The following is a 25,413-nucleotide window of genomic DNA, read 5'->3' as shown; positions in this document are numbered from 1 at the left end:
AAGGCGATGTCGCATCCCCATCCACCCGAGCCGCCGCGAACGACCCTCGCGGCGGTTCTGGCTTCCTTCCGGCGAGCGTTGGCGGGAATTGCCTTGATGAGCGGCGTCGTCAATGTCCTGGCGCTGACCGGCTCGTTCTTCATGCTGCAGGTCTATGATCGCGTCATACCCGGCCGCAGCGTGCCGACGCTCGTCGGGCTTGCCGTGTTTGCCGGCACACTTTTCGTCTTTCAGGGCGTTCTCGAACTCATCCGGTCGCGTTTGCTGGTGCGCATCGGAATGGCGCTGGATGCGCGCTTGAGCGGACAGGTCTATGCCGCTCTCATGCGTTTGCCGTTGCGCACCAAGCTCGCAGGCGACGGCCTCCAATCGTTGCGTGATCTTGACCAAGTGCGATCGTTTATGTCGAGCGCCGGTCCGACCGCGCTTTTCGACCTGCCCTGGATGCCGCTCTACCTCGCAATTTGCTTCCTGTTCCATTTCTGGATCGGCATGACGGCGCTGGCCGGCGTGGTGATTCTCTTCAGCCTGACATTGCTTGCCGAAATTCGCACGAGAGAGCCCGCCAGAAAGGCAAACAGTCAAGCGGCAGCGCGCAATACGCTTGCCGAAGCGACACGTCGCAATGTCGAGGTTCTGCAGGCCATGGGCTTTGGATCACGCATCGCCGAGCGCTGGTCAGGGATCAATGCTGACTATCTCGACACCAATGCAACGGCGAGTGACCTTGCCGGGACACTCGGAACGATCTCGAAGATCCTGCGCATGATGTTGCAATCGGGTATCTTGGCGATAGGCGCTTATCTGGTCATCCATCAGGAAGCGACCGGAGGCATCATGATCGCCAGTTCGATCATGATGAGCCGGGCGCTCGCACCAATCGAACTGGCTATCGCGCACTGGAGGGGTTTCGTCACCGCCCGCCAGGCCTGGACCCGGTTGACCCAGCTTTTGGTCCTGCTTCCCGAAACTGCGATAAGTGTCTCCCTGCCTGCACCGAGATCTGCTCTTTCGGTCGAAAATATCAGTGTCACACCGCCGGGAGAGCGCCGTTTGGTCGTGCAAGACGCCACCTTTGCATTGGAAAGGGGCGTCGGCCTCGGCATTGTCGGGCCGAGCGCTTCTGGCAAGTCATCGCTCGTGCGCGCTATTGCCGGTATATGGCTCCCAGTTCGTGGAACCGTCAGGTTGGATGGCGCAACGCTCGACCAGTGGTCGCCGGAAGAGCTGGGCAACCATGTCGGCTATCTGCCGCAGGATGTGCAATTGTTCGACGGCACCATTGCCGAGAATATCGCGCGCTTCGAACCGCAAGCGCCCTCGGACAAGATACTGGCGGCTGCGCGCGTGGCTGGTGTCCATGATCTCGTCATCCACCTGCCGGAAGGCTACGAGACGCGGATCGGCGAGGCCGGGTCGGCACTTTCGGCTGGCCAGAGACAGCGGATTGCGCTTGCACGGGCTCTCTACGGTGACCCGTTTCTTGTTATTCTCGACGAGCCTAACTCCAACCTCGATGCGGAAGGCGAGGCCGCGTTGACGGAAGCAATTCAAAGTGTCCGCGCTCGAGGCGGCGTTGCCATCGTGGTCGCACACCGGCCGAGCGCGCTGGCAAGCCTGGATCAGGTTCTTGTGATGGCGAACGCCCGCATCGTGGCCTTTGGCCCGACGAATGAGATCTTGAACAAGATAACTCGCCCAGCAGGCGTTCCCTTGAAGGTCGTTTCCGGGCTTGAAGAGACGGCATCCTGATGGCGCAACGCACGATATTCGCGGCGGATCGCACTATTCGACGCTATCTGCTTGGCGGTGTCGCAACCTGCATCCTGCTGGTCGGCGGGGCGGGGAGTTTGGCTGCGGTCACCACGCTCTCCGGAGCCGTTATCGCTTCGGGAAAATTGGTCGTCGATTCCAGCGTCAAGAAAGTCCAGCATCCAACTGGTGGCGTGGTCGGTCAAATCTTCGTCCGGGAAGGCGATGCCGTGCAATCGGGCAAGGTTTTGATCCGCCTCGATGAGACGATCACTCGGGCCAATTTGGCAATCGTTACCAAGAGCTTGGACGAATTCGAAGCGCGACTGGCTCGCCTTGAGGCCGAACGCGACGGCAAAGGAAGCATCACCTTTCCAGCTTCGCTTGTGTCACGGCAGGATGCCCCTGAGGTTGGTCGGGCGATGGCCGGCGAGCAATCTCTATTCGAATTTCGCCGACAGGCACGCGCCGGTCAGAAGGCCCAGTTGGAAGAGCGCATTGCGCAGCTTGCCGAAGAAGTTTCCGGCCTGACCGAGCAAAGAGATGCCAAGAGCCAGGAAATCAAGTTGATCGGGTTTGAGCTCGAAGGCATGCGCGGACTTTGGCAACGCAAGCTGGTTTCAATTGATCGCATAACTGCGCTTGAACGCGATGCCGTGCGGCTTAAAGGTGAGCACGGGCAACTGACTGCGGCCATAGCGCAATCGAAGGGTCGTACGTCGGAGATCCGTTTGCAGATCATTCAGATCGACCAGGATTTGCGCAGCGAGGTGGCGACCGAACTGCGTGACGTCCAGGCAAGGATCTCTGAATTCGTCGAGCGCAAGGTCTCGGCTGAAGATCAGCTCAAGCGTATCGATGTTCGCAGTCCGCAGACCGGCGTCGTTCATCAACTCGGCGTGCACACGGTCGGTGGTGTGATTTCTCCGGGAGAACTCATCATGCTGATAGTCCCGGTGACCGACGACCTGACTGTCGAGGCGCACGTGGCACCCCAAGATATCGATCAATTGACGCCAGGGCAAAGCGCGACCTTGCGGCTGTCGGCATTCAATCAGCAAACAACACCGGAGCTGAACGGTGTCGTGGGCAAGATTTCCGCCGACCTGAATTTCGATGAGAAAACAGGCGCCGGCTTTTACACCGTGCACATTGTTTTGCCGCGCACAGAGCTTACCAGGCTCAAGGGCCTGACCTTGGCACCTGGAATGCCCGTCGAGGTGTTCTTTTCGACCGGCAGCCGCACCATGCTGTCCTATCTCGTGAAACCTTTGGCGGACCAAGTCCAACGGGCATTCAGGGAAGAGTAGGCTGGGTGTCTGGGCGAGCCGACGAGCTAAATTCCGGAACAAGGGCGCGATTTTGCCGTTTCGCCTGAAACTGGAAGCGATCCCACATGTCCGAGTTGACGAATGAAGAGATCGAGGGGCGGCTGAATGCCCAGCGGGAGACTTTGTCGCTAGTCGTCGCGCTGCTTGCCGGCCTCGACGCCAGTTCCGAGCGAATATGGGCAGAACTGGAGGCCCGTTTTCAATTCCAGAATAATCAGGAAGATCCCGGCGCCTTGCCAAGCGGTGCATTCGCCATTGAGAGCGCGATGATGCGGGAGTTCAAGCTGATCGCGGACGAAGCGCGGGCACGCAAGGCGGAATGGAACGACCCGGACAAGCCACCCATAAGAGGGGCTAGCTGAAAATCGCGAGCCCAGCGAGTGCGATGCTGCACCATGGCCAAAGCGCATCGTGTCATCGGGTCTTGTTTAAAACACGAAAACGGGCCTGACCTATGGCAAATCACGGCACGACCCTTCCGACGGTTCTTATTACCGGTAGCAGCGGCTTCCTCGGGCAGGCGATTGCGCGAGGCTTGATTGACCGCTACCGCATCATCGGCCTCGATGTAGCAATGCCGAAACATCCCCCCGCCAACATGGGAACGATCGAGATCGATCTCACCTCCGACGAGGGCGTGGGGAGGGCTGTGGAGGCGGCACGGGTGCGCAGCGGTGGCCGCATCGCCTCGGTCATCCATCTTGCTGCCTATTACGACACGACCGGCAAGGACAATCCGAAATATGACGCCGTCACCGTGCAGGGCACGCGCCGGCTCCTGAATGCGCTGACGGCGATCAAGACCGAGCAGTTCGTGTTTTCCAGCACGCTTCTCGTTCATGCGCCAAGTCCGGGGAAGGGCACGAAAATAGATGAAGACTCGCCGCTCGACCCGGCCTGGGCCTACCCCCAATCGAAAGCCGAAACCGAGGCGCTGATCTCGAGGGAGCGCGGCGAAATCAAAACGGTGATCCTGCGGTTCGCCGGCGTCTATGACGAAGACTGCCGGGCGGCCTTCGTTGCCCAGCAGATCGCTCGCATCTTCGAGCGCTTGCCGACCGCCTATTTGTTCGCCGGCGATATCACCGCCGGCCAGCCCTATCTGCATAAGGACGATCTCGTCGATGCGGTGGTGCGCACCGTCGACCGGCGCGCCGAACTTCCAGTCGAGACCGTGCTTCTGATCGGCGAAGAAGACACACCCTCATACGAGGAGATGCAGAAGCGCATCGGCCGGCTCATCCATGGCGAGGACTGGCGAACCTTGGCGCTGCCGAAGGAGCTGACGAAGCTGGGCGCCTGGTTGCAGACGGAGGTGCTCGATCAGGACACCGACATCAAGCCGTGGATGATCGAGAACTCGGACGATCACTACGAGATCGATATCTCGCGGGCCGAGGCTCTGCTGGGTTGGGCACCACGACACAGCCTGCTGGACACACTGCCGGAGATGATCCGGCGGCTGAAACAGGACCCAACGGATTGGTACGCGGCCAACAAGCTCAATCCGCCCGTTGTCGCGGCTTCGGATCCCGAGATCGAGCAGGCGGAAAGGCGCCTCAAGGGACCGCTCGAGCGAAGCAAGAAAGACGTCGAGGCGGCCACAAAACGGCATCGGTTCAGAACGCTCTGGGCGCCGATGACCAACGCTGCGCTCGGACTGTGGCTGGTCACGTCGCCGATGACGGTTGGCCTGTTCGATCCCGTCGCAGCCGCAATACCTCCCGCTCTGGGACATGCTATTGCGGAGCCCGAATTCCGCAACGCCGGTCTCGGTGTTAGCGAAATCGTTTCCGGCCTGCTCGTGACGGTCTTTGCGTTGCTGGGCATGCTCCAACGCTGGCGCTGGGTGCAGTGGATCACGGCGTCGCTCGGTCTTTGGGTGATGCTTGCGCCGTTGCTGTTCTGGACGACCAGCCCTGCCGCCTATGCTGTCGACACGCTTGTCGGCATGCTGATCGTCGCCTTCGCGGTGATGATCCCGCCGACCCCAGGTATCAGCCGTCGCGCGCTGGCGGCCGACGACGACCGCCCGCTGGGCTGGACCTATTCGCCATCCACCTTCACGCAGCGGATCCCCATCGTGGCGCTGGCCTTCGTCGGCCTATTCGTTTCGCGTTATCTCGCCGCCTACCAGATGGGCCACATAGATGGGCTATGGGATCCGTTCTTCGGCCCCGGCGGCGCACCGGTGCGCAACGGCAGCGAAGCGGTGGTGACGTCATGGGTCTCGCAAGGTTTTCCAATAGCCGATGCAGGGCTCGGCGCCTTCGCCTATTGCCTCGATATCCTGGCCGGCGCGATCGGCGACCGCCGGCGCTGGCGCACCATGCCGTGGATGGTGCTCCTCTTCGGCTTGCTGATCGTTCCGCTCGGCGTGGTCAGCGTCTCCTTCATCATCATCCAGCCACCGCTGATTGGTGCGCTGTGCACGCTCTGCATCCTCCAGGCCGCCGTCACGGTGGTGCTGATCCCCTACTCGGTCGATGAGGTGCTGGCGACCATCCAGTATCTCTGGGGCGCCACGAGGGCGGGCGAGCCGTTCTGGCGTACCTTCTGGAGGGGCGGACCTGCGCTGTCGGAGAACCAGACGCCTGACACCGACCTAGACCGTCCAGCTTCCGCGTTGCTGAAGGAATTTGTCACCGGCGGCGTGAACTTCCCGTGGACGCTGGTTGCGAGCACGCTGCTCGGCGCCTTGCTGATGACAACGCCATTGATCTTTGGCACGCAACCGCCGCTCTATTTCAGCGATCACGTCGTCGGCTGTCTCATTATCATGGTCGCAGTCACGGCCATGGCCGAAATTGTCCGGCCGCTGCGCTTCCTCAATGTAGTGCTTGGTGCATGGATCGCGGTGTCACCCTTCGTGTTTGCCGGCGGTGGAACCATCGCGATCGCGGCGGACGTTGTGATCGGTCTGGCGCTGATCGTGCTCAGCTTGCCGCGCGGCACGCGCAGCGACCAACATTATGGCGGTTGGGATCGAGCGATTGTGTGAGCAATTCGACTTCAGCACCTGGCGATCTGAGCCGATATCGTCACGGGTGCAGTGACCAGGTCCGTCACGACGAGGCTTTGACCCCGAGCTTGCGGGCCTTATCTTCGAAGTCATCTTTGATGTCCTCGATTGTCGGCAGATGCAGGCGCCGCAGCTGAGAGTGCACCTTCTTGGCGGCGTCGGAGCTCAGGTCGCGTTTGAAATTGACGACGACCTGCTGAGCGGAGTCGTAATTGCGATAGCGCTCGATCTCGGCCTTGGTCGCCTGCTGCACGTGCTCCAAGGTTTTGCGATCGGCATCGGATTTTCCACCCGGTTTCGCTCGCATGACCGGATTGAAGGCCTTGCTGATGACGAATTCGGCCAGTTCCTGCTGGGCGTTAGCCATGATCATTTCTCCCTCGAAATTGGCTGTTTGGCCTTAACCCACGCGGAAATTGAAAGTTCCCTCAGGGACGGTTTTGTCGCGGCCGGGCGCTACATTAATCGCAGGCTTGGAAGCGCTTGGTTCAGCCGATATCTGGTGGCTGTTAGTCCGCAGCAGGTTGGATGGAACCAAGCTGCAAATCTGCCGTTGGCCTCATCAACGAAACACGTGCAGAAGGCGAGACGCACTACGCAAGGTTTCGCGCAACCAAAATCCGGGAGCCGGAGTATGACCAACATGCCAGACGAAACAATTGGCGGAGATCGGATAGGCTCAAGCACAGACAATACCGAGCACGCCGATGAGCGCAGTCCCGATGGTCATCAGGGCAGAAAGGACAAGCGACAAGATCAAGCCGCCGAGCGGGACAACAACCGTCCGCAAGAGGATCCGGCAGAAGGTTCGCGCGACACGGTGGAGCACGAACTGGACAGACAGAAACAATCGGAGGCACCTCGCGGCGAGGTGAAGCGCGCGCGTGACGATCTGCAGCAGCAGGTCGAGGAAGAGATCGAGCTGCCTCAACGAGGCTCTGCCTGACGGCGCCGATCTAGATTTGTTCGCCGAGCAGGATTCTCGCATCCTTGGCCGCGACGATGAACGCCTGGCGCGCGACCCTCGGCGGCTTTTCGCCGCGAATAACGGCAAGGCAGGCTTCGATTGCAGCGAGTCGCGTCTTGGAGGCCGGCGCCGGCCAGTCCCTCAGCAGCACTTCAGCCGCGTCGGAGACCGACAAAACAACCCTGTCGCGATCGATCCGGCCAGGTTGAACAACAATCGGCTTTCTGAAACGTCTCGTACGCACGACACTCTCCAAAGTGGCAATATGTTAGCCGCGTCTGATCTTCTTGGCCACCTCAAATGTTGATTGCTGTCGGACTTGCTGCTGCCCTGTCCATGCGAGGCTTTGCGACCTCACCACGCCGCGCAGTTTGGCGTAATACAAGGTCACCCCGCGAAGGTGATCTCCCAGCCATATTGTCGGCTGGATTTGGCTATCAGTTGCCAGCTTAGGAGCAGACCCGACGCTGTGCTTCAAGGGGGCCAGGCAGTGTTATGAAATCATTGACTGCAATTGGGGGCTGCTTGGCTCTGTTCGTGTCGGCATGTACCTCATCCGATGAACAACAACTGGGTATCTCGAGCCCGCCGGTGAAATTGGCGGAGCCGCGGGTCGTGATCGAGGCCGACCCTGCGCCTCCGTTCACATATTGGGCACCGGAAGGCTCCACGATACGCAACCATCCGCGAAATCCCGCGATTTGGGTCGCGCAAGTCGCCGGCCAGCCGCAGCGATACTATTACGGAGATCAGTGTCAGGCGTCCCGTTACCAGCATCTTCTGGGTCGACCGCTCACTGAAATGCCGGATCCGCCGAAGGAAGCTGTCTGGCGCACCCACTGCTCGACATGCGCCCGCACCTCCGATCTCGGCTGGGCCCGGATGAACATCAGCTACGATGAGGACACTCGGATAATTGTCGAGATTGCCTGCGGGTGACCGACGATCTTTAGCTTGCCCATCGTCGCGTCGCGTTGGGGAAGACAGGCTTAAGCCATGAGCTGCTCGATGATCTATTTCACGGCCGACACACATTTCAGCGATCCCCGCATATTGCGTATCGATCGTCGCCCGTTCGGCTCGCTGGCAGAACACGATCGAACGCTGATCTCGCTCTGGAACGAAATCGTCAGCCCGGACGACGAGATCTGGCATCTCGGCGATTTCGCGAAGGGATCGGCCGAATTCGTTTCATCGCTCCTGTCGTCTCTTCATGGCCGGAAGCACTTGATCATAGGCAACAACGATGGCGCAGCGACTATCGGCGCCGCAGGTTGGGCCAGCACACAACATTATAAGGAGCTGACGATAGACGGCAGGTTGCTGATCCTTTGCCACTATCCTTTTCGCACCTGGAATCAGATCGGCAAGAAATCGATCGATCTGCATGGCCATTCCCACGGCAAATTGACCCCGGTTACACGCCAGTACGACGCCGGCGTCGACAGCTGGGATTTTCGACCGGTCACCCTTTCCGTCATCCTTGCCCGCAGGCGTCGGCGAACGGCCCGCCGCGATATTCAACGCAAGTGATCAAAAACGCGGATCATCCGGCTGTTGCTTACATGTTGGTATTCATTGTCCCCGAGTGAGGAATGCTTCCGGCGGCTAGATTTGCTGCGAACTCCGCATGCAGTTCATCTTCGTGTCCGAGATAACGAGGAGAAAAGTGCATCGGCACAGCATGTTCAACACCCGCAAGCCGGGCGATAGTGCCGGCTTCGGCCGCCGTGAGGTGCCGCTTCGCGGCGGCCAGCCGCCGATCTTCCTGCAGGAAGCCCGCTTCGATAAACAGTTGGTTCGCGCCGTGCGCAAGCGCAACGACACGCGCGAGATTTGCCTCGTTGAATGCGAGATCGGTCGCATAGACAATCCTCTGTCCGGGACCGGTTCTCAGGGCTCCGGCACCGAGGAGTTCGCCGACCGAGATATGCCGATCCGCGGTCGGGGCGAGTATCGTTTCGGGATCAGCTCCGCGCCGGACCGCACGCTTGGCTTCGTTCAACCAAGCTCCGACAGGCAAACCCAACGCTTCCAGTTGTGGTTTTTGCACATTGACCTGGATCTTTTCCTGAAACGCGAATGCAAGGCACGGAACGCCGTGGTCGAGCATTGCTGCTTCGACACGGAAATCGGGATCATCGAGCAGGATATTTCCCTCAGCTGGGGTTGAGGCCGTATCCTGCCGTGCGAAGCCCGATCGCGCCCGAAAGAGGCGGGAATGACGAAATCCGGCCGGCGTCCAGTCGCAGGCCGCTATCATGAAGTCGTGGGACTGTTCGTCGAGGAGATTCCACGTGTATGCGTTGAGCTTGGCTTGCACGGCCTCGGTCAACCCAGGCGGGCCGAAGAAATGCACTGTTCTATTCCTGTATAGAAATAACCGCAGGAGCCGATCGAAGCCGGCGAAGTGATCCATGTGCATGTGTGATACGAATACGTGGCTGACGCGCAGGATTTCGCGCGGCGAAAGTGGCGACAGATCACCAATGTCGAAGAGCATCGCCCGGTTGCCGAATCGGAAGTCCAGAAGAAGCCCCGCATCCGAGAAGGGATCGTTGACCAGGCGCGGCTGAACCAGCAACGTCACGGAATTCACCCGATACCGTTTTCGAATTTCGCCACTAGGCGCTCACCTTCAGACACGACCTGAACCTGAGGTCTATCCTCTCTAATCGTGCGCTCTGGGTAGCGGTTCCCATGGATATCGTTCGAAATGATGCAGAAGGCGGCGAGCCGGCCAAATCAGACTGAACGTTTTTGCCACCTTCTGCGTTGTCTCGGTTCGGAGCGAGGAGCAGACCGCAACGCGGGCAACCCGCGGTCACAACGAGGTAGCACCAAGAACGAGCGACATGACCGAGCACAAAGGCACTCAGCCGAGCGAGGCAAAGGGGACGGTGATCGCATTCTCAGCGCCGGGCTGCGAGCCCCTCTACGCTCACGAACGGGAAGCCGTGGCTGCCGTTGCCCGCACGATTGCGACCCTCAAGGGATTTGCCTTCCGGCGGGGCCTAGGCAACAGCATCGGCAATGGCGGCGGCTTGTATTTCGTGCCCGACGACAGCTTGCTTGTCACCGATGCGGCACGGCTGGGTATCGGCGGACCGCAAGACCTCTTCGGCGGCGTGGTGCCTTGGCGTTTCGCAATGACCAAGGCCATAACCCATGAACTGGTGGACGGCTTGGCCGAACGACCGAAAGAATGGTCAACCGGCTTCGGCAGAACTGTCAGCGCAGCAGTATTGCCTGGCTACACGGTGTTTTCGCGGCACGATGCGCTGCGGGCGGCCGAACGTCTGCTGAGGCTCGGGGTTGCCCGGCTTAAGCCGCCGCTTTCCTCGCGAGGCCAAGACCAACACATTGTTCTGACGGTTGCTGACGTCGAGAGGCTGCTTGAGCGGTACCGCTCCTCCGACTTGGACGAGTGCGGTCTGGTGCTCGAAGCGGACCTCCGCGACATCGTCACGCTGAGCGTCGGCAGAACGGAAATCGATGAGATCATTGTCGCCTATTACGGCACTCAAAGGACGACCACCGATAATGCGGGACAATCCGTTTATGGCGGATCCGATCTCATTGTAGTGCGCGGCGGATGGGAAGCGCTCGAAGACCTTCAGCTTCCTCGCGCACTGGCTTTGGCAACGGTGCAGGCGAGGGCCTATGACACGGCGATGGCTGACTATCCTGGATTTTTCGCCTCGCGGCGCAACTACGATATCGGCCAGGGCGTCGATTCGTCGGGCATCTGGCGATCCGGTGTGCTCGAAGCCAGCTGGCGCATTGGCGGCGGCAGTACTGCCGAGCTTGCAGCAATAAAGATCATGAAGCAGGACCCGGACATCCAACTCGTCCGTGCGTCCGCAGTTAAGGAGTTCGGCAACAACAGCCGGCCACCGGTGAACGCGGACGTTCACTTTCACGGAGAAGATCCCGATGAGGGCCCCCTCACGCGCTATACTGTCATCACGCAAGCGATCCGGGAGCCGGCCAATTGCGCCGGCTCATGAGTGTCAAATTAGATCGCAAAACGCTTAAATCAGGGAACATCCATGGGCGGCTTGAGTTGTTCGGGATAACCCGTGAAGCCAATTCGAAAGGAGGAAAAAGTGATCGAGGTTATTTCTGCTCCTGAGAACGTCGCCGCATTTCGCGTTGCCGGTACCGTGACCGCGCAGGACTACGACAAAGTCATCCCGGCCATCGAGGAGAAGCTGAGCGAACATGAGGAGATCGGCGTCCTGGCGGACCTTACGGATTTGGAGGACATGACGGGCGACGCTTTGCGCCGCGATCTGCAGTACGGCTTGAGCAAACTTGGCGAATTCCACCGCTTCCAGCGTGCCGCAGTGGTGTCCGAAAAACAGTGGATTAAGGCAGCTACGGAGATGACGGGCGCGCTTTTCCCGCAGATCGAGGCGAGGGTGTTCCCGAAGGACGAAAAGGCCCAGGCTCTGGAGTGGGTAGCAGGTGTCCAATAGCAGCATCTAGCTGATCTTCAGACCGCCTTAGGGAGTCGCCATGCCAACCACCTACAACAAGCGGCAGGATTCGGAAGGCCTGTGGGAAGTCTATGACGGCGAGAGCGAGGAAGCCGTCATAGTTGACGGCATGCCGCTTTCCGGGCTGGATGAAGTTGAAGCCAACGAAGCCATTAGAAGGCTCAAGCGGGGCGAATTGACGTCCGACAATATTCCCCCGACGGCTCAGTCCGGGTGGCCTCCGGCTAAAGACGGCATATAATGGGTTCAGGTGTCTTGATCCCTCCGTCGTCTTCGAACAGAGAGCGGACCGATTCAGTGTTGCAAAATCGCGAACCGCGTAAGCCGTTGTCCAGAACCGCACTGGCAGCAATCGCACTTATCTGCGCGCTAATTCTTGCTGCGTTTTTCATAGGCTTTGAATATTCGGCTCCTAATGCAGGCGCGCTCGTTATTCCCGGAGGATCGCAACAATCGCCGTAATGCCCCCATCGCTGTACGTTGCTTGCCGAGTTCGTCGGGCCAGCACGAGCGAGGTTGCAGGGACCACATTTCCAGTGCATTCTCGCCATCGTCCATGACCAAGCAGTATCTCAACCATCAGTTGGAGTGCCCTTATTGCCTGACAATAAGGCTGAGGATTCCGGCCGACGCCGGTCCTGACGACCGGATCTTTTGCGACGACTGTGGCGAGTTCCTGGGAACCTGGGACGATCTGCTTACCGATTTTGAGAGGCAGGGCGGGCAGGATGGGGTATTCCGTCTCGACAAGGGCCGCATCAGGCGGATCGATTGAGCCGCAAGCGAGGCAACCATCGCCTCGGCGGCCTCTGCTCACCAGCGTAACGCTTGCAGCGCCTGACCATGCGACGCGAGTCGCCGGAAAATTTCTGGCGATGCTGAATTGATGTGGAACTTGTTGCTGGCCGGTGGGGTTATCGGACGCCTTCACGTTTAGGAAGGCTAGCTCCAACCCCAGCGGGAGAAGACCATGGCCACTGCGAAGAAATCCACGAAAGCGACAACCAAGGGTCTTGAGGACCTGTTCCTCGACGGGCTCAAAGATCTTTACTATGCCGAAAAGAAGATACTAAGGGCCCTGCCGAAAATGGCGAAAGGTGCTGAGTCGGAAAAGGTGACTGCCGCCTTCGAAAAACATCGCATGGAAACGGAAGGTCACGTCGACCGCCTCGAGGAAGTGTTCGAGAAATTCGGCAAGGCAGCACGCGGCAAGACCTGCCCGGCGATCGACGGCATCATTGAAGAGGGCTCCGAGATCCTCGAAGACTATGAAGGTGCTCCTGCGCTCGACGCCGGACTGGTCGCAGCGGCGCAAGCCGTCGAGCATTACGAGATCGCCCGGTACGGCACTCTGATCGCCTGGGCAGAACAGATGGGAAAGGCCGACGTTGCCGCCCTTCTCAAAGCGACGCTCAAGGAAGAGGTCGCAACGGACGAAGCGCTGACGGGTCTAGGCGAGGGGGGTGTCAACCAACGCGCTCTTCAAGCGGCCGCATAATTGCTTGTGCCACCGGGTTGCGGAGCCCCGGCAGGGATCGCCAGGGCTCCGCTCCGAAGAGGCGGGTATCGGGCTTGCCATCCGGAATTCTTGAACCGGCCTGACTGACCGTCAGTTGCAGGAAAGGCACTGCGCAGTTGTCAGGCGGAGAGAGCAGGATCATGGATCCCGTGTTGTGGATAGCTTTCCTGGGGACCGTAATCTCGATGCAGGCCCCGCCCGGCCCCGACAGCATGCTTGTGACAGCACGCGGAATTGCTCACGGACGAAGTACGGCGTTTTTCACGGTGCTGGGCATGACCGTCGGAGCGGGGCTTGTTCAATTGCCTCTCCTCGCGTTAGGCGTGTCTTCATTGGTTGGGGCGTCGCCCCTCGCATTCAGTCTGCTCCGATGGTCCGGCGCCGCTTACCTGTGTTGGCTCGGAATAAGCCTATTGCTCTCGTCAGCCACGGAAGTTGCCATCGAAGAGCATAGAAATCTTGGTCCGCTAGCGGCTGCACGAGAAGGAATGATCGCCAACCTCATAAATCCCTGGCCAATGATGTTCATGGTTGCGTTCCTGCCGCAATTCGTTGACCCGGCTCGAGGATCGGTGACGCTGCAATTGCTGTTGCTGGGTGGGACACAGAAAATCACAGGTGTATTGGTGCTGGGCGCGTACGCGCTCGCGTCCGGTGCGGTTGGCGAGTGGATCCTGAAGCAGCCAAAGATACGGCTCTGGCAGCAGCGCATCGCCGGCTGTTTTATCATTGGCCTGGGCATTCGCATGGCCGTGAGTGGCGGAGCGACCCGTTAAACTAGCCGACCCCGCGGCTATCGTATCCCTCTTGCCTTCACAGTCGCTAACCAAAAGGCGGGCGATTGCCCGCCTTCCCATGGTTCAGTTCTTCGACTCGCCGCCGAGCTTTTTGACATTGCTGCAGAATTCAGGGTGGGTGTTGGCGGCGTTGGGGTTTGCCATCTCCTCATCGCAGACTTTTGTCATTGCCATGCGGTCCTCGTCCGTCAGCGCTTTCCACGCCGTCGTGAACGCGTCGTCCGACCGCAGAGTCTTCATGCTGGAGTCCGTGTAGAACGGCTCCATCTTTGCAGGGTCATCCAAGGCAGACGTGCCTGTGTCGGCGCCTGCCGCGAGAGAAACGCCGCTTACCAAAGAAAGCGCCATCGCGCCTAAACAGATCATCTTGTAGTTCATGGCAAGACCCTTTCCGTTGTTTAAAGGTCGCTAATGCAACCGCCTGCTGGCAAACGGCGTGTTTCAGAAAAGGTTCCTATCCCACCTGCTGGCAGGCCGCCCGATCGGCGCTTTCTACAATCAGCGAGGCGTCCTGTGCATCCGGCTCTGCCCGCCACCATTAATGCGGCATGCCTGCCAACGGAACAAAGCGCCTGCTTGACTGTTCGATTCCAAACACGAGAGCCGTCCGATGATCGCCTGCTGCAGCTTGTTGCCATAGAGGATGATTAATCCGATGGATGTCTCCATTGGCCTCCACGTCACGCCAGCGGCAGTGCGTGCCCAATGAGCGAACTGGCTCGCAAGGACCCCGGCCGAAAAAAGCCGCGACGGGAGGGTAGCGGCATCGGCCGGGCCCTTGGGCTCGGGCTGATCACCGGCGCGGCCGACGACGACTGCTCGGCCATCGGAACCTACGCCAGTGCCGGGGCCAGGTTCGGTCCCGACCTGCTCTGGACCGCGCCACTTACCCTGCCGATGATGTACACTGTCGTGTATCTCTCATCGAAGCTGGGCCAGGTCTCCGGACGCGGGCTCTTCCAGGTCATTTCCGACTTTTACCCGCGATGGCTCTTGTGGTCGGTGTTGGTGGGCGTGCTGATCGGCAACACCATCGAGGCTGCCGCGGATCTCGGGGCGATGTCTGCGGCTCTCAATCTGTTCGTCCCGCTGCCGGTTCCGTTGATCGTGGTTGGCGTCGCCGCCATTATTTTCGCTCTGCAGGTTTTCGGCTCCTACAAACTGATCCGAAACGCCTTCCGGTGGCTGGCGCTGACGCTGCTTGCCTATGTGGTTTCCGCCGTCCTCGCGAAACCGGACGCATTGTCTGTTCTGTACGGCACTCTGATCCCAAAAATCGAGTTCAGCCGTGAGTACCTGTCCATCCTCGTTGCCATCATCGGCACGACGCTCTCGGCATATCTCTATACCTGGCAGTCCAACCAGGAGGTCGAGGAAGAGATTGCAGAGGGCAGGACGACTCTCAAAGAGCGGAAGGGAGCGACGGAAGGCGAACTTCGCCGGTCTCGCCGCGACATCTTGATCGGTATGACGTTTTCCAATTTGATCATGTATTTCATCATTCTTTCGACGGGATCAACCCTCTATGAGGCAGGTCAGACCCAGATTGAGACAGCCGCCCAGGCAGCCGAAGCGCTGCGGCCGCTTGCCGGTGATGCGGCAGGAATTGTCTTCGCAGCCGGCGTGATCGGCGTCGGCTTTCTGGCCGTTCCAGTCATGACGACCGGCGCCGCCTTTGATCTTGCGCAGGCGATGGGTTGGAAGCACGGCATGAACGACAAACCTCGCCAGGCTCCCAAATTCTACATCGCGACCGGAGTGATCACACTGTTGGCGGTGGGGCTCAATTTCATCGGCTTCAACCCGATGAAAGCCCTGGTCTGGTCCGGTATTGTGCAGGGTTTTTCTACTCCGCCTCTGCTGCTGCTGATCCTCATCATGACCAACAACCGCAAGATCATGGGCGACAAGGTGAACAGCCCCGGCACAAACGTCCTTGGCGGCGTGACGACATTGGCGACCTTTGCTGCGTCAGTCGGGCTAGTGGCGACCTGGTTCATCTAGCGATACGCTGGCATCGCGCGATCTGTTGAAGAAGCGCTCGACCAAGTTTCGCAATCAGCAAACCCAACGGCTGAAGCAGATCGGCTGGGCGCAGCGCAACTCGCGCTGCTCTCGCCCGTTAGCTTTTTTCAGTCGACATCCTTCGCACAGGAGCCCGCCATGCTTATCGAGCACCAGAGCAAGCGGCCGAACATCGATCCAACCGCCTATGTGGCTCCGACAGCGGTGATCTGCGGAGACGTGGCGATCGGTCCACACACGCACGTCTCGTTCGGGGCGGTGATCGAGGCGCATGGCGCGCCGGTACGGATCGGCGCCCAGTGCGTCGTCCGCGAGAACCTCAACATCCGCAGCACGAGCCGGAACGCCGTCGAGATCGGCGATAATGTCCTGATCGGGCCGCTCTGTTCACTCAAGGGCTGTATCGTCGCGGACGAGTGCTTCCTGGCAACGGGCGTCAAAATCTATCAGGGCTCGGTCATTGGGCGACGCACAGAGGTTCGCATCGACGGCGTGGTCCACGTGCACAGCGTCCTGCCGCCGAACTCGCTCGTCCCGATCAAATGGGTGGCGGTCGGCGATCCCGCTGAGATGTTCCCGCCCGACAAGCACGAGAAGATCGACGCCGTCCTCGCCAAGATGAACTTTGCCGAAGAGGTCTACGGGCTGCAGCGACAGTCCGGCATCGGCGTCGACATGGACATGAAGAAGGTCACCCAGCGCGAGGCGAGCGGGCTCGCCGATCATCGCGACGACCGGGAGCTATAGCCAGGAGCAAGGATCACGACGGAGCTTCCGCCGTTCCTTCACCTCGGCTCCGCCGCCCTGCCAGCAACGGCAACAGCCCGGCCAGCGCCGATCCAGACGATCGAGGAAAGGAGTCTGAATATGCGCCCAGCGACCCGTCAACGATTTCGCCTCTCCGGCGGCACGGAGTTGTCCTTTATCACGGCCGGTGACGCGTCGACGCCGGCGGTGCTGCTCCTGCACGGCTTTCCGGGCTCGGCAGGCTATTTTCGTGGGGTCCTCCCCAACTGTCGCAGGCCGCATACGTGATCGCCGCGGATCTACCTGGCTTCGGCGAAGGCGAAAGTGCAGGCGAGCGTGAGTGCCGCTACCCCCTAGATCTTTGTGATGTCGAAGTGATCGGCGTCCGTCTCGCCTACGAAGACCTGGGCGATGGCCCGGCGATATTGTTCATCGATGGCTTCGACGACGTGGCTCGACATTCGACCGCACGATGTGGCTCGCGCGATAGGCGGCGGTTTACTGACGAGAGCGATGCATCGGAGCCGGTGAATGGAACATCTGCCGACAATTGCCGTTGATATGCTCATCAGGCGAAAGGGCTGCATATGTCAAAACTTCAGGCGGCAACTCCAGAGGATTTGCAACGGCTCAAGCTCGAGGCGTCGGCCTATTTTGGCCCGAAAATGCTCAAAGAAGCATTATTGCGGCTTTGCCAGGCTTGCGGAAGCGATACCCTTGATCGGTTCGAGAAAACAATGATCGATCAGATCGAGGCAATGCAAGATGATGATAAAGCCAACTTCGAAACACTGAAGGAATTTGCTATCGAACAGCTTTATGCCTGTGTTCGAGAAGTCAAGTCTTCACCTGACATGAAACAGCCACTGGAGGAAGCAGAAACCCGACGGACATCTGGTCGGTCGCAAAAGCCGGAAACCCTGGAAGACCAGCTGCAGGCCGGCCTCGAGGATTCTTTCCCCGCAAGCGACCCGCCTGCTGTGGTGTCTACAGCGATCCCCGGCGGATCGAAGAAGCTGGTCGGGACTGACGAAGTCCTGAAAAAGCAGCGAGAGGAGGCGGCTAAGAACAACAGCCGCTCATAGACAGTCGGTCCTAGTGACGGATGCTTTCGCCCACTTGGTTCTACGGCTCCAGTCAAGCATGCGAACAGACGGCCAGCATGCACCGGCGTCAGAGCTTGACGGCCGCCTCCCGCGCCCACAGCCGCAACTTCCGGCAGGCTTGGACGAACTTCTCAGCCGTCTTGTTTGATTCCAGCCTTATCAGCCCTTCATCCGCATCCGCATCGACGCCTGCCTTGGCCAGCAGCGCCTCGGCTCCCGACGTGAAACCGATGAATTTGCAATGAGCGAACGCATCGGAAACGAAGTCCTTTGCGGCGGCTTCCTTGGCCAGCAGTTCGGCGCCCGGCTCCGAGAGCATAAGCACGACCGCGTCGAACAGGACCGACGGACCGCCGTCGATCATGTGTCTCGCTTCGATCTGCGTGCCATCGGCCGCATCTACGCCGCCGACCTTTGCGGCGACGACCTCCATCACCGCGCCTTCCTTTTCGACCGCGGTTCGGAGTTGCTCGAACAGCGCAGCATCCACGCCGTCGCTGACCAGCACGCCGACCTTACGGCCTCCGAAGCTCTCCGGCCCGTTATTGATGATGCTGAGCGCCGGCGAGGGCTCCAGGTCGTCTCGCGGCGGCACCGCAGCGTCCGCCGGACTTGGCATCTTTCGAATGCCAAGCTTGTCGGCAACGGTGGCCGCCAGCGCCTCGTCGATGTTCAGCAGATGGGAAACCATTCGCTCGCGGATTGCCGGTGTCTGGACCTTGCTCAATTCGAATGTCAAAGCCATGACGATGTGGCGTTGTTCCGGAGGCGTCTGGCTGTTGAAGAACAGCCGCGCCTGGCTGTAGTGGTCGGCGAAGCTTTCCGCCCGCAGCCGCACTTTCTGGCCCTGCTCGGCATCGGCAAAGGAACGGTAGCCGCGCTGGGGATCCTCGCGCGGACCCATGCCCCACGAATTTGGCTCATAATTTGCACGGCCTACCGGATTGCGCATAGCCATGTGTCCGTCCTGCTGAAAATGAGCAAACGGGCACTTCGGTGCGTTGATTGGAAGGTGGGTAAAATTCGGGCTGCCGAGCCGCTTCAGCTGGGTGTCGAGATAGGAAAAGTTGCGTCCCTGCAGCAGCGGGTCATTGGAAAAATCAATGCCGGGCGGCACGTTTTGCGTCATGAACGCCACTTGTTCGGTCTCGGCGAAGAAATTGTCGGGCATACGATCCAGGACCAATCGTCCCACCGGGATCGGCTTGAGGATTTCTTCGGGAATGATCTTCGTGGCGTCGAGGACATCGAAATCGAAGCTGTCCGCAAAGTCCTGATCGAAGAGCTGCACGGTAAGTTCCCATTCCGGGAAGTTGCCGGACTGGATCGCCTCCCACAGGTCGCGGCGATGAAAATCCGGATCGGCACCATTGATCTTGACTGCCTCGTTCCAGACCACCGACTGCATGCCGAGCTTTGGTTTCCAGATGAATTTGACGAAGGTGGATTCGTCGTCGGCGCTGACGAAGCGGAAGGTGTGGACGCCGAAGCCCTGCATGAAGCGGAAGGAGCGCGGGATCGCACGATCCGACATGATCCACATGATCATGTGCATCGATTCCGGCATCAGGCTGATGAAATCCCAGAAATTGTCATGCGCGGTCTGGGCCTGCGGGAAGTCGCGGTCCGGTTCCTGCTTGGCGGCATGGATCAGATCGGGAAACTTGATCGCGTCCTGGATGAAGAAAACCGGGATGTTGTTGCCGACCAGATCCCAATTGCCTTCCTTGGTGTAAAGCTTGACGGCGAAACCGCGCACGTCGCGGGCCAGGTCGAACGAGCCCTTGTTGCCGGCGACTGTCGAGAAGCGCACGAAAACCGGCGTCTTTTCGCCAGCACGCTGGAAAATGTCGGCGCGCGTGTATTTGGCTAGCGATTCATAGGTTTCGAAATAGCCGTGTGCGCCGTAACCGCGAGCATGAACGACCCGTTCGGGAATCCGCTCGTGATCGAAATGGAAAATCTTGTCACGAAAGTGGGAATCCTCGATCAGCGACGGGCCACGCTCGCCGATCTTCAGAGTGTTCTGATCGTCGGAGACAGGCGTTCCGAGCGCAGTGGTGAGGACAGGCGTCTCGCCTTCCGCCAGTTGGTGAAGCTCACCGCCGTTTCCCCGCTCGACATTCTGGTTGCGACCGTTTGCGGGCCGTCTTTCTGAACGCTGCCGGGACTGCGCCATGACTGTTGCTCCTCGATGAATGAAGGCCGGAACCACCGGCTCAGGGCGTCGAACTTCCGGCGCGCCGCTTTGTTCCCGCAAAAGGACTGGCGCCTTTGCTTGCGGAACAATGGCGAATTGACGTCGCTGTCTGTCCAATGGAGCGACCTTGGCCGTGTTCCGGGCGGGCGGCACTCACCCGCAACAGGAGTTCAGCCGCGCAGTTACGCGATGTGCGTCCGCGCAATCCGAGATTTTCTAGCGACTCATTTCGATGTCCGGAACGATCCAAACCTTCATGCATTTAGCTAGGTCTTTGTTCATCAACTCGTTCTTGCTGGGAGCTGGACCATTGTCCTCCAGGGGCTATGCCTTGGCCAACCAGGAAACGGATGAAGTTTCCATCGTTGACCTGATACCTGCCTTGCGAGCCTTCGCCCGCACCTTCTGCCGTGTTCCTGACGACGCCGATGACCTGGTCCAGGAGACGTTGACCAAAGGGCTCGCCAACATCGATAAATTCGAGCCTGGGACACGCATGAAGTCATGGCTCTTCACCATCATGCGCAATACCCACTACACGCGTGCCAAGGCCGCCGACCGGGAAAAACCCGGCCTGCTTGACTGTGCCTCTTTGATCCCGATTTCGGAAGCTACACAGGAGTGGTCCGTTCAGAGCAAGGAAGTCTATGGCGCGGTCCAGAAGCTGCCGGAACATCAGCGCGAGGTCCTGATGCTGATCGGGGTTCTTGGCGTCAGCTATGAAGAAACTGCCGAAATATGCGGTTGCGCGGTGGGGACGGTAAAGAGCCGCCTTAACCGAGCGCGCGCCGGCGTCCTGGAATACCTCGGCGAATGTTCGCTGCAGACGTTGGTGGAAAGACGCAATCACCTGTCCGAGGTACAAGGAAACTTGGCAGTCGACAGGCGTCGATAGCTAGTCCTCTTTCTTTGCCTTGCATCGACGCTTGTCGACAAGCGCGTTCTGCAATTGAACCGCAAGGTTGGTCAACCGGTCGGGGACCTTCTCCTGCTCGATGGCAGTCAGCAGAGATGCGATTTTCCGGTCTATTGCCAGCCGGAGTCGCGGGCTGATCGTATCGTCGCTCGAGCGAGACATCGTGTTCTCTTAACGAATTGGTCCCTTCACCAGTGTGGTGTCAGCAATCAGAGTTTGCAAGGATTCACGCGCCGTTCTCACAGTCAGCGCTGACCCTTGCACAGCATTGTTTCGAAGCCGCTGGTATCGTCAGGAAAGCCTGTGCCTTCCCTCCAATCTCCCCGGGCAATATTCCCGGGCGCGCTCGACAAATTCGACTCTCGCGACCTCAGCTGGTCGCCGGTCATAATCGCGTCTGCGGTTGCAACATTCGGCCTTAGGCGAGCCGATCTGCGGCATGATACTGATCGGAGTTGATCCGATTGCCATCGAACCTGCGTTGCTCGGTGTGCTGCTTCTAGGCTCTGGTGGACGCAACCGCTTTCCTCGGCCTAGTCCTTGAGCAACCCGGTCATCGCGCCGTCGCCGGATCCTTTGTTCTGGCGGCCGAGGTGATGTCCCTTGCCGCCGTATGCCACCTAGTCCTCCTTAGGATTGTGGGCACTCACAGGCGCCTTTTCTATGTGACGCCCGAACAGTTATTGAGCCGTAATGTTCCCTCGGATGCAGCAAGAAGAAAGGCATTGCCATCCCACAGCCGGAACGGCTTCTCGCTGTCGACAACGACCTGCATGCCATGGGCTCCGGCGAGGCGGTGAACATCGGCACGATCCAGCGCCGGCGTTCCGCGGTAGGAGTAGTTCAGAAGTGCTGCCATGCCCGACGTCTTCAGAACACGCGCGATTTCCTTGAAATACCGCTCCGCCAAGCCGGCCAGCACCAGATAGGGGAAGCTGTCGACAGCCAGCACGCAATCGAAACTTGCATTGCCGAAATCGGCAAGATCGAGACCGGAGGTCGGCCGCACTTCTACATTGCGCAGACTGGCACATCGCTGACGAGCGATCGAAATCATCTTTGAGGATATGTCGATGCCGACGATCCGGTGCGCCGCGCTGGAAAGCGCGCTTTCGAAACGCCCGATGCCACAACCAATGTCCAGTATGTCCCGGTGGGCGCCGGTGAAGCCTTGTGTTTCCAGCCACGCGACGATCTCGTCGGTAGTGGCGGTGAGCTTCTCCTCGTCTCCCAACGAAGACAGCTGAACGCTCGCCGCCAGGGAAATCGCCGCCGCCGCATCGAAGCCGGCGGCCAGCCGCCTGACGACAGCGGCATCCGTTTCCCATTCACTGCGTTCGTGGCGAACGGCCGCGCCTGTTTCGCGCAGCATGGCAAAGATGTCAGGCCTGCGACGAAGCAGCTCGGCGATCCGCTCCAGTCTGTCCCCGTTCCGCAGGTCGGCTGAACACATATCCAGCGCCACATCAGCGAGCTCCGCGGCATCGATCCCCGTCTCGAAGCGAAGCGCCAGCCTGGCAACGACGGCTTCGACGCAGGCGCCGTCGGCCATGCACTCCTCGATCACCATTCTTGCTGTCGACGCCTGTAAAGATGGTTTTCGTCCAGCTGTGCTCATTGAGCCATGCTCCGCGTCCAGACCTTTCGCGTCGTCCATTGGTCGACGGCACCCCAGCCATATTTGTAAGTCTCCTGGCCGCGCAGGAAATCGAACTCCCGCGCCCCTTCGCGGGCCGCCTCGGAAATCGCGTGACCGATCAGGATTGCGCCGGGACTTTCCTCGGCATAGGCCGGATCAAAACCGCCAAGGTAGGCGTACGCGCGGTGGCGATGGTGAAATCCATAGTAGGCGCCGACGACCGCGTCATCGATAGCGACAAGCCAGCATCGGACAAGACCCTGTGCGGCAAGCAGGGCAAGCGCCTGCCGGTGGAATTCTTCGGCAGCCGGATCGGCCAGCACGCCGTCACCATGCCCGGCCCAACGCGCGCCATGGAGGCGGATCAAGTGATCGAAGAATGCTTTGGGACTATCTTGCGCTGGCGTGAGGGAGACGCAGCCGCGCCTGCATGCGGCTCTATGCGCGCGGCGCAGCTGGCGTCTTCGCCGCGCAGGAACGCAGACCGCAAGCGCATCGTCACCAGCGATCGGGAGCACGGGACAAGCCGCATGATCGACGAGTTCACCCGCCTCCAGCGCAGGGTGTGTAATAGTGAGACCTGCAGCACCGGCCGGTAGGTCCGGTAAAATCCATTGCGACCAATTGATCGCGAGAGCCCGGTCGGCGATGACTGCGGCGACCGCCGCTTCGATGCCGGGGGAACACAGGACATCCAGATAGTCGCTCAACGAAATCCCGACCGGAAGCAGTCTCGGCCCGGAAGGTGTGTGTTCCAGGTAAAACGGCGCCAGTCCCACCAGATCGCCGCCACGCCAGACGGCGATCGTAGCCAGCTCTCCGGGCGCGAACGTGCGCCACCACGGCACGAGCCAGGCGGGGCATTGGAACGGCGTCGCCGTCCGGCTATGCGTCCAGAGCTCCCACCAACGCGGCGCCAGGGCCTCAAGGGCGGCCGGATCGTCGATGATCTCCGAGCGGAGCATGGAAGCCGCTCACTGGGCCGCCGCGAGGCGCCTGCGGCCGCCACCAAGCCCCGCCAGCGCATGGTAGGCGTCCATGTAAGACGAAATCATGCGGTCGAGCGAAAAGCGCCGCCGCGCCTCGGCCCGGCATGTCTCGGCATCCAGGCCGGATGATGCGACAATGGCCTCCGCCATCTCGTCGACGTCATTCACCAGAAAGCCCGTCTTGCCGTGTTCGACCACGTCCGGCAGCGCGCCGTTTGGAAAGGCGACGACCGGTGTGCCGCAGGCGAGGGCCTCCATCGCGACAAGCGAACTGGTTTCCGCGGCAAGGCTGGGAATGACCAGGCAACGGGCGGCGTTGAGAAAGCGCCGTTTGGAGGTGAAGCCGAGCGGACCGAGGAAGCGGCGGTGCTTGTCGAGGCGAGGCTGGACTTCGTCACGAAGGTACAGCGTATGCGTTTCATAGGGATAGACCTTGCCGCCGATGACCAGCGGCACGCCAGCCTGTTTGGCGGCGTCCAGCGCCAGATGGATGCCCTTTTCCGGGCAGATGCGGCTGAGCACCAACGCGAAGTTGCGCTTGGACTGCGGGCCGCTCAGCGCATCGATATCGACGCCGTTTGGAATGGGCGCAACCAGCCGGGCGCCTGGCGGTGCGGTTCTTTGTTGGGCCTCTGAGACGGCGTGAAGCCATAGATCGTTGCGCAGCGGGCGCAGAGCATCGGCCGGATACCAATCCAGCGGCAGGTGCAGGCTTACCAATGTCGGGCCATGGTCAGGCAGATAGGCATGAAAATCGATGCCGTGCAGATGGATCACGTCGATCGGCCAACGGGCACGTGCGGCTTCTATCGCGGTGCGATGGGAGCGCTGTGCCCTTTTTTTCGCCGCATCGTCGAGCACACCTGGTTCAGCCGGTGTCTCGATGAGGACGCCCGCCGCTTTGGAGCCCTGGCAACCGATCACGATAGAAATGTGCCCTGCGCGCGCGAGTGCCTGGTCGAGCATCGAGAGCACTTGCTCGGCACCGCCAACCGCATCCGGACCGACTGGCGCGAGAGGGTAGGCGACGTTCAGGACGGTGAGGGTCATGGCCGGTCGAGCCCAAGCTCCTCATGCGCAGCCGCCGCCGCGTGAAGCCAAACCGCCGGCTCGAAGCCGAGCGGCAGCGCCTCGTAATAGAGCTTGCCGTTGTTCGGCAGCGCCAGGAAATCATAAGCAGGCGCCACCCGGAAACGTTCGACGCGCGCCGTGAACGGCGCCAGCGTCCGTTGCTGGGTCCGATGGCAGGCCAGCATGCACTGCTTCCGTTCGAAAGCCGCTTCCGTAAGGTGCAGTTCGATGCACTCACTGCCGGGTCCGCTGTTGAAATCCTGAAGGACCGCGCCCTCAGGCCCGGCGCAATAGAATGCCATTTCGACGATGACCGGCGCCTGGCGTCCGTCGCGGCGCAGCAAATGGCAGGCCGCATGGACGGCAAAGGCGGTCGCGTCATGATCAGGGTGACCACCTTCATAAGGATGCGTGCAGACGAAGCTGACATCGCGATCGGCCAAAAGGCCGGTCAGCTCCCGTGCGAGCGAGCTAAGATTTCCGGCGGCTTGCTTGTCGGGATAACCGAGACTGATCAGGGCCGTCGACGGCAAACCCGCTGCCGCCACCGCCGTCTCCAACTCCCTATGGCGGGCCTTGGCGTAGTCCTGCCACGTCTCGAAACCGTATGCTCGCGCGTCATCAAGATCTCGCGGCGCACCGTCAGTGACATGAACGATGCGAGATCGGCGCAATCCGGCAAGATGCCCGCCGATGCCGATGGTCTCGTCGTCCGGATGCGCGACAACGATCATGATTTCAGCACCGTCCGATGAGTATGGTGCGGTACCTACTAGCAACAGGGCCGCGAATTCGGCAAGCGTTCCGGACCCGTCAGGTTGGTGTTGCAT

General features: G+C 60.2%; 26 protein-coding genes. 17 read left to right on the top strand and 9 right to left on the bottom strand.

Annotation, left to right across the window (positions count from 1 at the left end; genetic code table 11):
* The first annotated feature begins 6 nt into the window (after window positions 1-6).
* The 4 genes from EJ075_RS01275 (at window position 7) to EJ075_RS01260 (ending at window position 6,084) form a co-directional block, all read left to right on the top strand.
* Window positions 7-1,752, top strand: a complete 1,746-nt coding sequence (locus tag EJ075_RS01275; protein ID WP_126103050.1) for a type I secretion system permease/ATPase — start codon at window positions 7-9, stop codon at window positions 1,750-1,752.
* Window positions 1,752-3,062, top strand: coding sequence for an HlyD family type I secretion periplasmic adaptor subunit (locus EJ075_RS01270; RefSeq protein ID WP_126103049.1), 1,311 nt, complete (start codon window positions 1,752-1,754; stop codon window positions 3,060-3,062). The genes EJ075_RS01275 and EJ075_RS01270 overlap by 1 nt, the downstream gene beginning before the upstream one ends.
* Before the next feature lie 86 nt (window positions 3,063-3,148).
* Window positions 3,149-3,445 carry a hypothetical protein gene (locus EJ075_RS01265; protein WP_126103048.1) on the top strand — a complete coding sequence of 99 codons (297 nt, stop codon included), beginning with the start codon at window positions 3,149-3,151 and terminating at the stop codon, window positions 3,443-3,445.
* Window positions 3,446-3,537: 92 nt separating this feature from the next.
* Window positions 3,538-6,084, top strand: coding sequence for an NAD-dependent epimerase/dehydratase family protein (locus EJ075_RS01260; RefSeq protein ID WP_126103047.1), 2,547 nt, complete (start codon window positions 3,538-3,540; stop codon window positions 6,082-6,084).
* Between the two features lie 64 nt (window positions 6,085-6,148).
* On the opposite strand, the gene EJ075_RS01255 is transcribed toward EJ075_RS01260, so the two are convergent.
* Window positions 6,149-6,472, bottom strand: a complete 324-nt coding sequence (locus EJ075_RS01255) for a hypothetical protein (RefSeq protein ID WP_095486598.1) — start codon at window positions 6,470-6,472, stop codon at window positions 6,149-6,151.
* A gap of 267 nt (window positions 6,473-6,739) precedes the next feature.
* Here EJ075_RS01255 and EJ075_RS01250 point away from each other — a divergent pair, with 267 nt between their 5' ends.
* Window positions 6,740-7,051, top strand: coding sequence for a hypothetical protein (locus tag EJ075_RS01250; protein WP_126103046.1), 312 nt, complete (start codon window positions 6,740-6,742; stop codon window positions 7,049-7,051).
* A gap of 10 nt (window positions 7,052-7,061) precedes the next feature.
* On the opposite strand, the gene EJ075_RS01245 is transcribed toward EJ075_RS01250, so the two are convergent.
* Window positions 7,062-7,316 (bottom strand): DUF982 domain-containing protein, encoded by a 255-nt coding sequence (locus tag EJ075_RS01245; protein ID WP_095486599.1) that lies wholly within the window; start codon window positions 7,314-7,316, stop codon window positions 7,062-7,064.
* A 764-nt stretch (window positions 7,317-8,080) separates the two neighbouring features.
* On the opposite strand from EJ075_RS01245, the gene EJ075_RS01240 reads away from it, so the two are divergent.
* Entirely contained in the window at window positions 8,081-8,605 is a 525-nt protein-coding gene (locus EJ075_RS01240) for a metallophosphoesterase (RefSeq protein WP_126103045.1), read from the top strand.
* Window positions 8,606-8,633: 28 nt separating this feature from the next.
* Here EJ075_RS01240 and EJ075_RS01235 read toward each other — a convergent pair whose 3' ends face one another.
* The gene (locus tag EJ075_RS01235) at window positions 8,634-9,662 is read right to left on the bottom strand and encodes an MBL fold metallo-hydrolase (protein ID WP_206437526.1); all 1,029 of its coding nucleotides are present in this window, start codon (window positions 9,660-9,662) and stop codon (window positions 8,634-8,636) included.
* A gap of 265 nt (window positions 9,663-9,927) precedes the next feature.
* Between EJ075_RS01235 and EJ075_RS01230 the strand changes: the two genes are divergently transcribed.
* From EJ075_RS01230 to EJ075_RS01205, 6 genes are all read left to right on the top strand, one after another.
* Window positions 9,928-11,082, top strand: a complete 1,155-nt coding sequence (locus EJ075_RS01230) for a DUF3182 family protein (protein WP_126103043.1) — start codon at window positions 9,928-9,930, stop codon at window positions 11,080-11,082.
* 99 nt (window positions 11,083-11,181) lie between these two features.
* Window positions 11,182-11,553: an STAS/SEC14 domain-containing protein gene (locus tag EJ075_RS01225; protein WP_158302615.1), complete on the top strand. Its 372-nt coding sequence runs from the start codon at window positions 11,182-11,184 to the stop codon at window positions 11,551-11,553.
* Between the two features lie 40 nt (window positions 11,554-11,593).
* Complete coding sequence (locus EJ075_RS01220) at window positions 11,594-11,815, top strand: hypothetical protein (RefSeq protein ID WP_095486377.1); 222 nt, start codon at window positions 11,594-11,596, stop codon at window positions 11,813-11,815.
* Window positions 11,816-12,130: 315 nt separating this feature from the next.
* Complete coding sequence (locus EJ075_RS01215; protein WP_095486378.1) at window positions 12,131-12,349, top strand: hypothetical protein; 219 nt, start codon at window positions 12,131-12,133, stop codon at window positions 12,347-12,349.
* Window positions 12,350-12,544: 195 nt separating this feature from the next.
* Window positions 12,545-13,072, top strand: a complete 528-nt coding sequence (locus EJ075_RS01210) for a ferritin-like domain-containing protein (protein ID WP_095486379.1) — start codon at window positions 12,545-12,547, stop codon at window positions 13,070-13,072.
* A gap of 161 nt (window positions 13,073-13,233) precedes the next feature.
* A complete protein-coding gene (locus EJ075_RS01205) occupies window positions 13,234-13,869 on the top strand; it encodes a LysE family translocator (RefSeq protein WP_348627356.1) in 636 nt (211 codons plus the stop codon).
* A gap of 84 nt (window positions 13,870-13,953) precedes the next feature.
* Here the strand turns inward: EJ075_RS01205 and EJ075_RS01200 are convergent, their stop codons facing one another.
* Window positions 13,954-14,268, bottom strand: a complete 315-nt coding sequence (locus tag EJ075_RS01200; RefSeq protein WP_095486380.1) for a hypothetical protein — start codon at window positions 14,266-14,268, stop codon at window positions 13,954-13,956.
* Window positions 14,269-14,595: 327 nt separating this feature from the next.
* Between EJ075_RS01200 and EJ075_RS01195 the strand changes: the two genes are divergently transcribed.
* The 4 genes from EJ075_RS01195 (at window position 14,596) to EJ075_RS01180 (ending at window position 17,747) form a co-directional block, all read left to right on the top strand.
* Window positions 14,596-15,894, top strand: coding sequence for an Nramp family divalent metal transporter (locus EJ075_RS01195; protein WP_126103042.1), 1,299 nt, complete (start codon window positions 14,596-14,598; stop codon window positions 15,892-15,894).
* Between the two features lie 159 nt (window positions 15,895-16,053).
* Window positions 16,054-16,662: a gamma carbonic anhydrase family protein gene (locus EJ075_RS01190; protein WP_126103041.1), complete on the top strand. Its 609-nt coding sequence runs from the start codon at window positions 16,054-16,056 to the stop codon at window positions 16,660-16,662.
* Between the two features lie 284 nt (window positions 16,663-16,946).
* Window positions 16,947-17,222, top strand: coding sequence for a hypothetical protein (locus EJ075_RS33335; protein WP_206437525.1), 276 nt, complete (start codon window positions 16,947-16,949; stop codon window positions 17,220-17,222).
* 27 nt (window positions 17,223-17,249) lie between these two features.
* Window positions 17,250-17,747, top strand: coding sequence for a hypothetical protein (locus EJ075_RS01180; RefSeq protein ID WP_126103040.1), 498 nt, complete (start codon window positions 17,250-17,252; stop codon window positions 17,745-17,747).
* A gap of 88 nt (window positions 17,748-17,835) precedes the next feature.
* Here the strand turns inward: EJ075_RS01180 and EJ075_RS01175 are convergent, their stop codons facing one another.
* Complete coding sequence (locus EJ075_RS01175; RefSeq protein ID WP_126103039.1) at window positions 17,836-19,947, bottom strand: catalase; 2,112 nt, start codon at window positions 19,945-19,947, stop codon at window positions 17,836-17,838.
* A 352-nt stretch (window positions 19,948-20,299) separates the two neighbouring features.
* Here EJ075_RS01175 and EJ075_RS01170 point away from each other — a divergent pair, with 352 nt between their 5' ends.
* Complete coding sequence (locus EJ075_RS01170) at window positions 20,300-20,863, top strand: sigma-70 family RNA polymerase sigma factor (RefSeq protein WP_126103038.1); 564 nt, start codon at window positions 20,300-20,302, stop codon at window positions 20,861-20,863.
* Between the two features lie 682 nt (window positions 20,864-21,545).
* On the opposite strand, the gene EJ075_RS01160 is transcribed toward EJ075_RS01170, so the two are convergent.
* The 4 genes from EJ075_RS01160 to EJ075_RS01145 all read right to left on the bottom strand — a co-directional run bounded on the left by EJ075_RS01160 (window position 21,546) and on the right by EJ075_RS01145 (window position 25,413).
* Entirely contained in the window at window positions 21,546-22,436 is an 891-nt protein-coding gene (locus tag EJ075_RS01160) for a class I SAM-dependent methyltransferase (protein WP_245458074.1), read from the bottom strand.
* Between the two features lie 62 nt (window positions 22,437-22,498).
* Window positions 22,499-23,488, bottom strand: a complete 990-nt coding sequence (locus EJ075_RS01155) for a GNAT family N-acetyltransferase (protein WP_126103035.1) — start codon at window positions 23,486-23,488, stop codon at window positions 22,499-22,501.
* Between the two features lie 9 nt (window positions 23,489-23,497).
* Window positions 23,498-24,562 (bottom strand): glycosyltransferase family 4 protein, encoded by a 1,065-nt coding sequence (locus EJ075_RS01150; RefSeq protein WP_126103034.1) that lies wholly within the window; start codon window positions 24,560-24,562, stop codon window positions 23,498-23,500.
* Window positions 24,559-25,413, bottom strand: a complete 855-nt coding sequence (locus EJ075_RS01145; RefSeq protein WP_164547010.1) for a PIG-L family deacetylase — start codon at window positions 25,411-25,413, stop codon at window positions 24,559-24,561. Before EJ075_RS01145 ends, EJ075_RS01150 begins: the two co-directional genes overlap by 4 nt.

The organism is Mesorhizobium sp. M6A.T.Cr.TU.016.01.1.1 (genome assembly GCF_003952585.1).
In the GTDB taxonomy this organism is placed as follows: Bacteria; Pseudomonadota; Alphaproteobacteria; order Rhizobiales; family Rhizobiaceae; genus Mesorhizobium; species Mesorhizobium mediterraneum.
The sequence above is the reverse complement of the archived record's forward strand: the minus strand, read 5'-3'. Positions and strand labels throughout refer to the sequence as shown.

Excerpts from the sequence above, each read along its gene's own strand:
- EJ075_RS01270 (WP_126103049.1), top strand. The coding sequence starts at position 1,752 with ATGGCGCAACGCACGATATTCGCGGCGGATCGCACTATTCGACGCTAT.
- EJ075_RS01195 (WP_126103042.1), top strand. The coding sequence starts at position 14,596 with ATGAGCGAACTGGCTCGCAAGGACCCCGGCCGAAAAAAGCCGCGACGG.
- EJ075_RS01180 (WP_126103040.1), top strand. The coding sequence starts at position 17,250 with ATGTCAAAACTTCAGGCGGCAACTCCAGAGGATTTGCAACGGCTCAAG.
- EJ075_RS01275 (WP_126103050.1), top strand. The coding sequence starts at position 7 with ATGTCGCATCCCCATCCACCCGAGCCGCCGCGAACGACCCTCGCGGCG.
- EJ075_RS01175 (WP_126103039.1), bottom strand. The coding sequence starts at position 19,947 with ATGGCGCAGTCCCGGCAGCGTTCAGAAAGACGGCCCGCAAACGGTCGC.
- EJ075_RS01145 (WP_164547010.1), bottom strand. The coding sequence starts at position 25,413 with ATGCAACACCAACCTGACGGGTCCGGAACGCTTGCCGAATTCGCGGCC.
- EJ075_RS01215 (WP_095486378.1), top strand. The coding sequence starts at position 12,131 with ATGACCAAGCAGTATCTCAACCATCAGTTGGAGTGCCCTTATTGCCTG.
- EJ075_RS01200 (WP_095486380.1), bottom strand. The coding sequence starts at position 14,268 with ATGAACTACAAGATGATCTGTTTAGGCGCGATGGCGCTTTCTTTGGTA.
- EJ075_RS01205 (WP_348627356.1), top strand. The coding sequence starts at position 13,234 with ATGGATCCCGTGTTGTGGATAGCTTTCCTGGGGACCGTAATCTCGATG.
- EJ075_RS01260 (WP_126103047.1), top strand. The coding sequence starts at position 3,538 with ATGGCAAATCACGGCACGACCCTTCCGACGGTTCTTATTACCGGTAGC.
- EJ075_RS01230 (WP_126103043.1), top strand. The coding sequence starts at position 9,928 with ATGACCGAGCACAAAGGCACTCAGCCGAGCGAGGCAAAGGGGACGGTG.
- EJ075_RS01220 (WP_095486377.1), top strand. The coding sequence starts at position 11,594 with ATGCCAACCACCTACAACAAGCGGCAGGATTCGGAAGGCCTGTGGGAA.
- EJ075_RS01240 (WP_126103045.1), top strand. The coding sequence starts at position 8,081 with ATGATCTATTTCACGGCCGACACACATTTCAGCGATCCCCGCATATTG.
- EJ075_RS01160 (WP_245458074.1), bottom strand. The coding sequence starts at position 22,436 with ATGGCCGACGGCGCCTGCGTCGAAGCCGTCGTTGCCAGGCTGGCGCTT.
- EJ075_RS01150 (WP_126103034.1), bottom strand. The coding sequence starts at position 24,562 with ATGACCCTCACCGTCCTGAACGTCGCCTACCCTCTCGCGCCAGTCGGT.
- EJ075_RS01265 (WP_126103048.1), top strand. The coding sequence starts at position 3,149 with ATGTCCGAGTTGACGAATGAAGAGATCGAGGGGCGGCTGAATGCCCAG.
- EJ075_RS01255 (WP_095486598.1), bottom strand. The coding sequence starts at position 6,472 with ATGGCTAACGCCCAGCAGGAACTGGCCGAATTCGTCATCAGCAAGGCC.
- EJ075_RS01210 (WP_095486379.1), top strand. The coding sequence starts at position 12,545 with ATGGCCACTGCGAAGAAATCCACGAAAGCGACAACCAAGGGTCTTGAG.
- EJ075_RS01250 (WP_126103046.1), top strand. The coding sequence starts at position 6,740 with ATGACCAACATGCCAGACGAAACAATTGGCGGAGATCGGATAGGCTCA.
- EJ075_RS01155 (WP_126103035.1), bottom strand. The coding sequence starts at position 23,488 with ATGCTCCGCTCGGAGATCATCGACGATCCGGCCGCCCTTGAGGCCCTG.
- EJ075_RS01190 (WP_126103041.1), top strand. The coding sequence starts at position 16,054 with ATGCTTATCGAGCACCAGAGCAAGCGGCCGAACATCGATCCAACCGCC.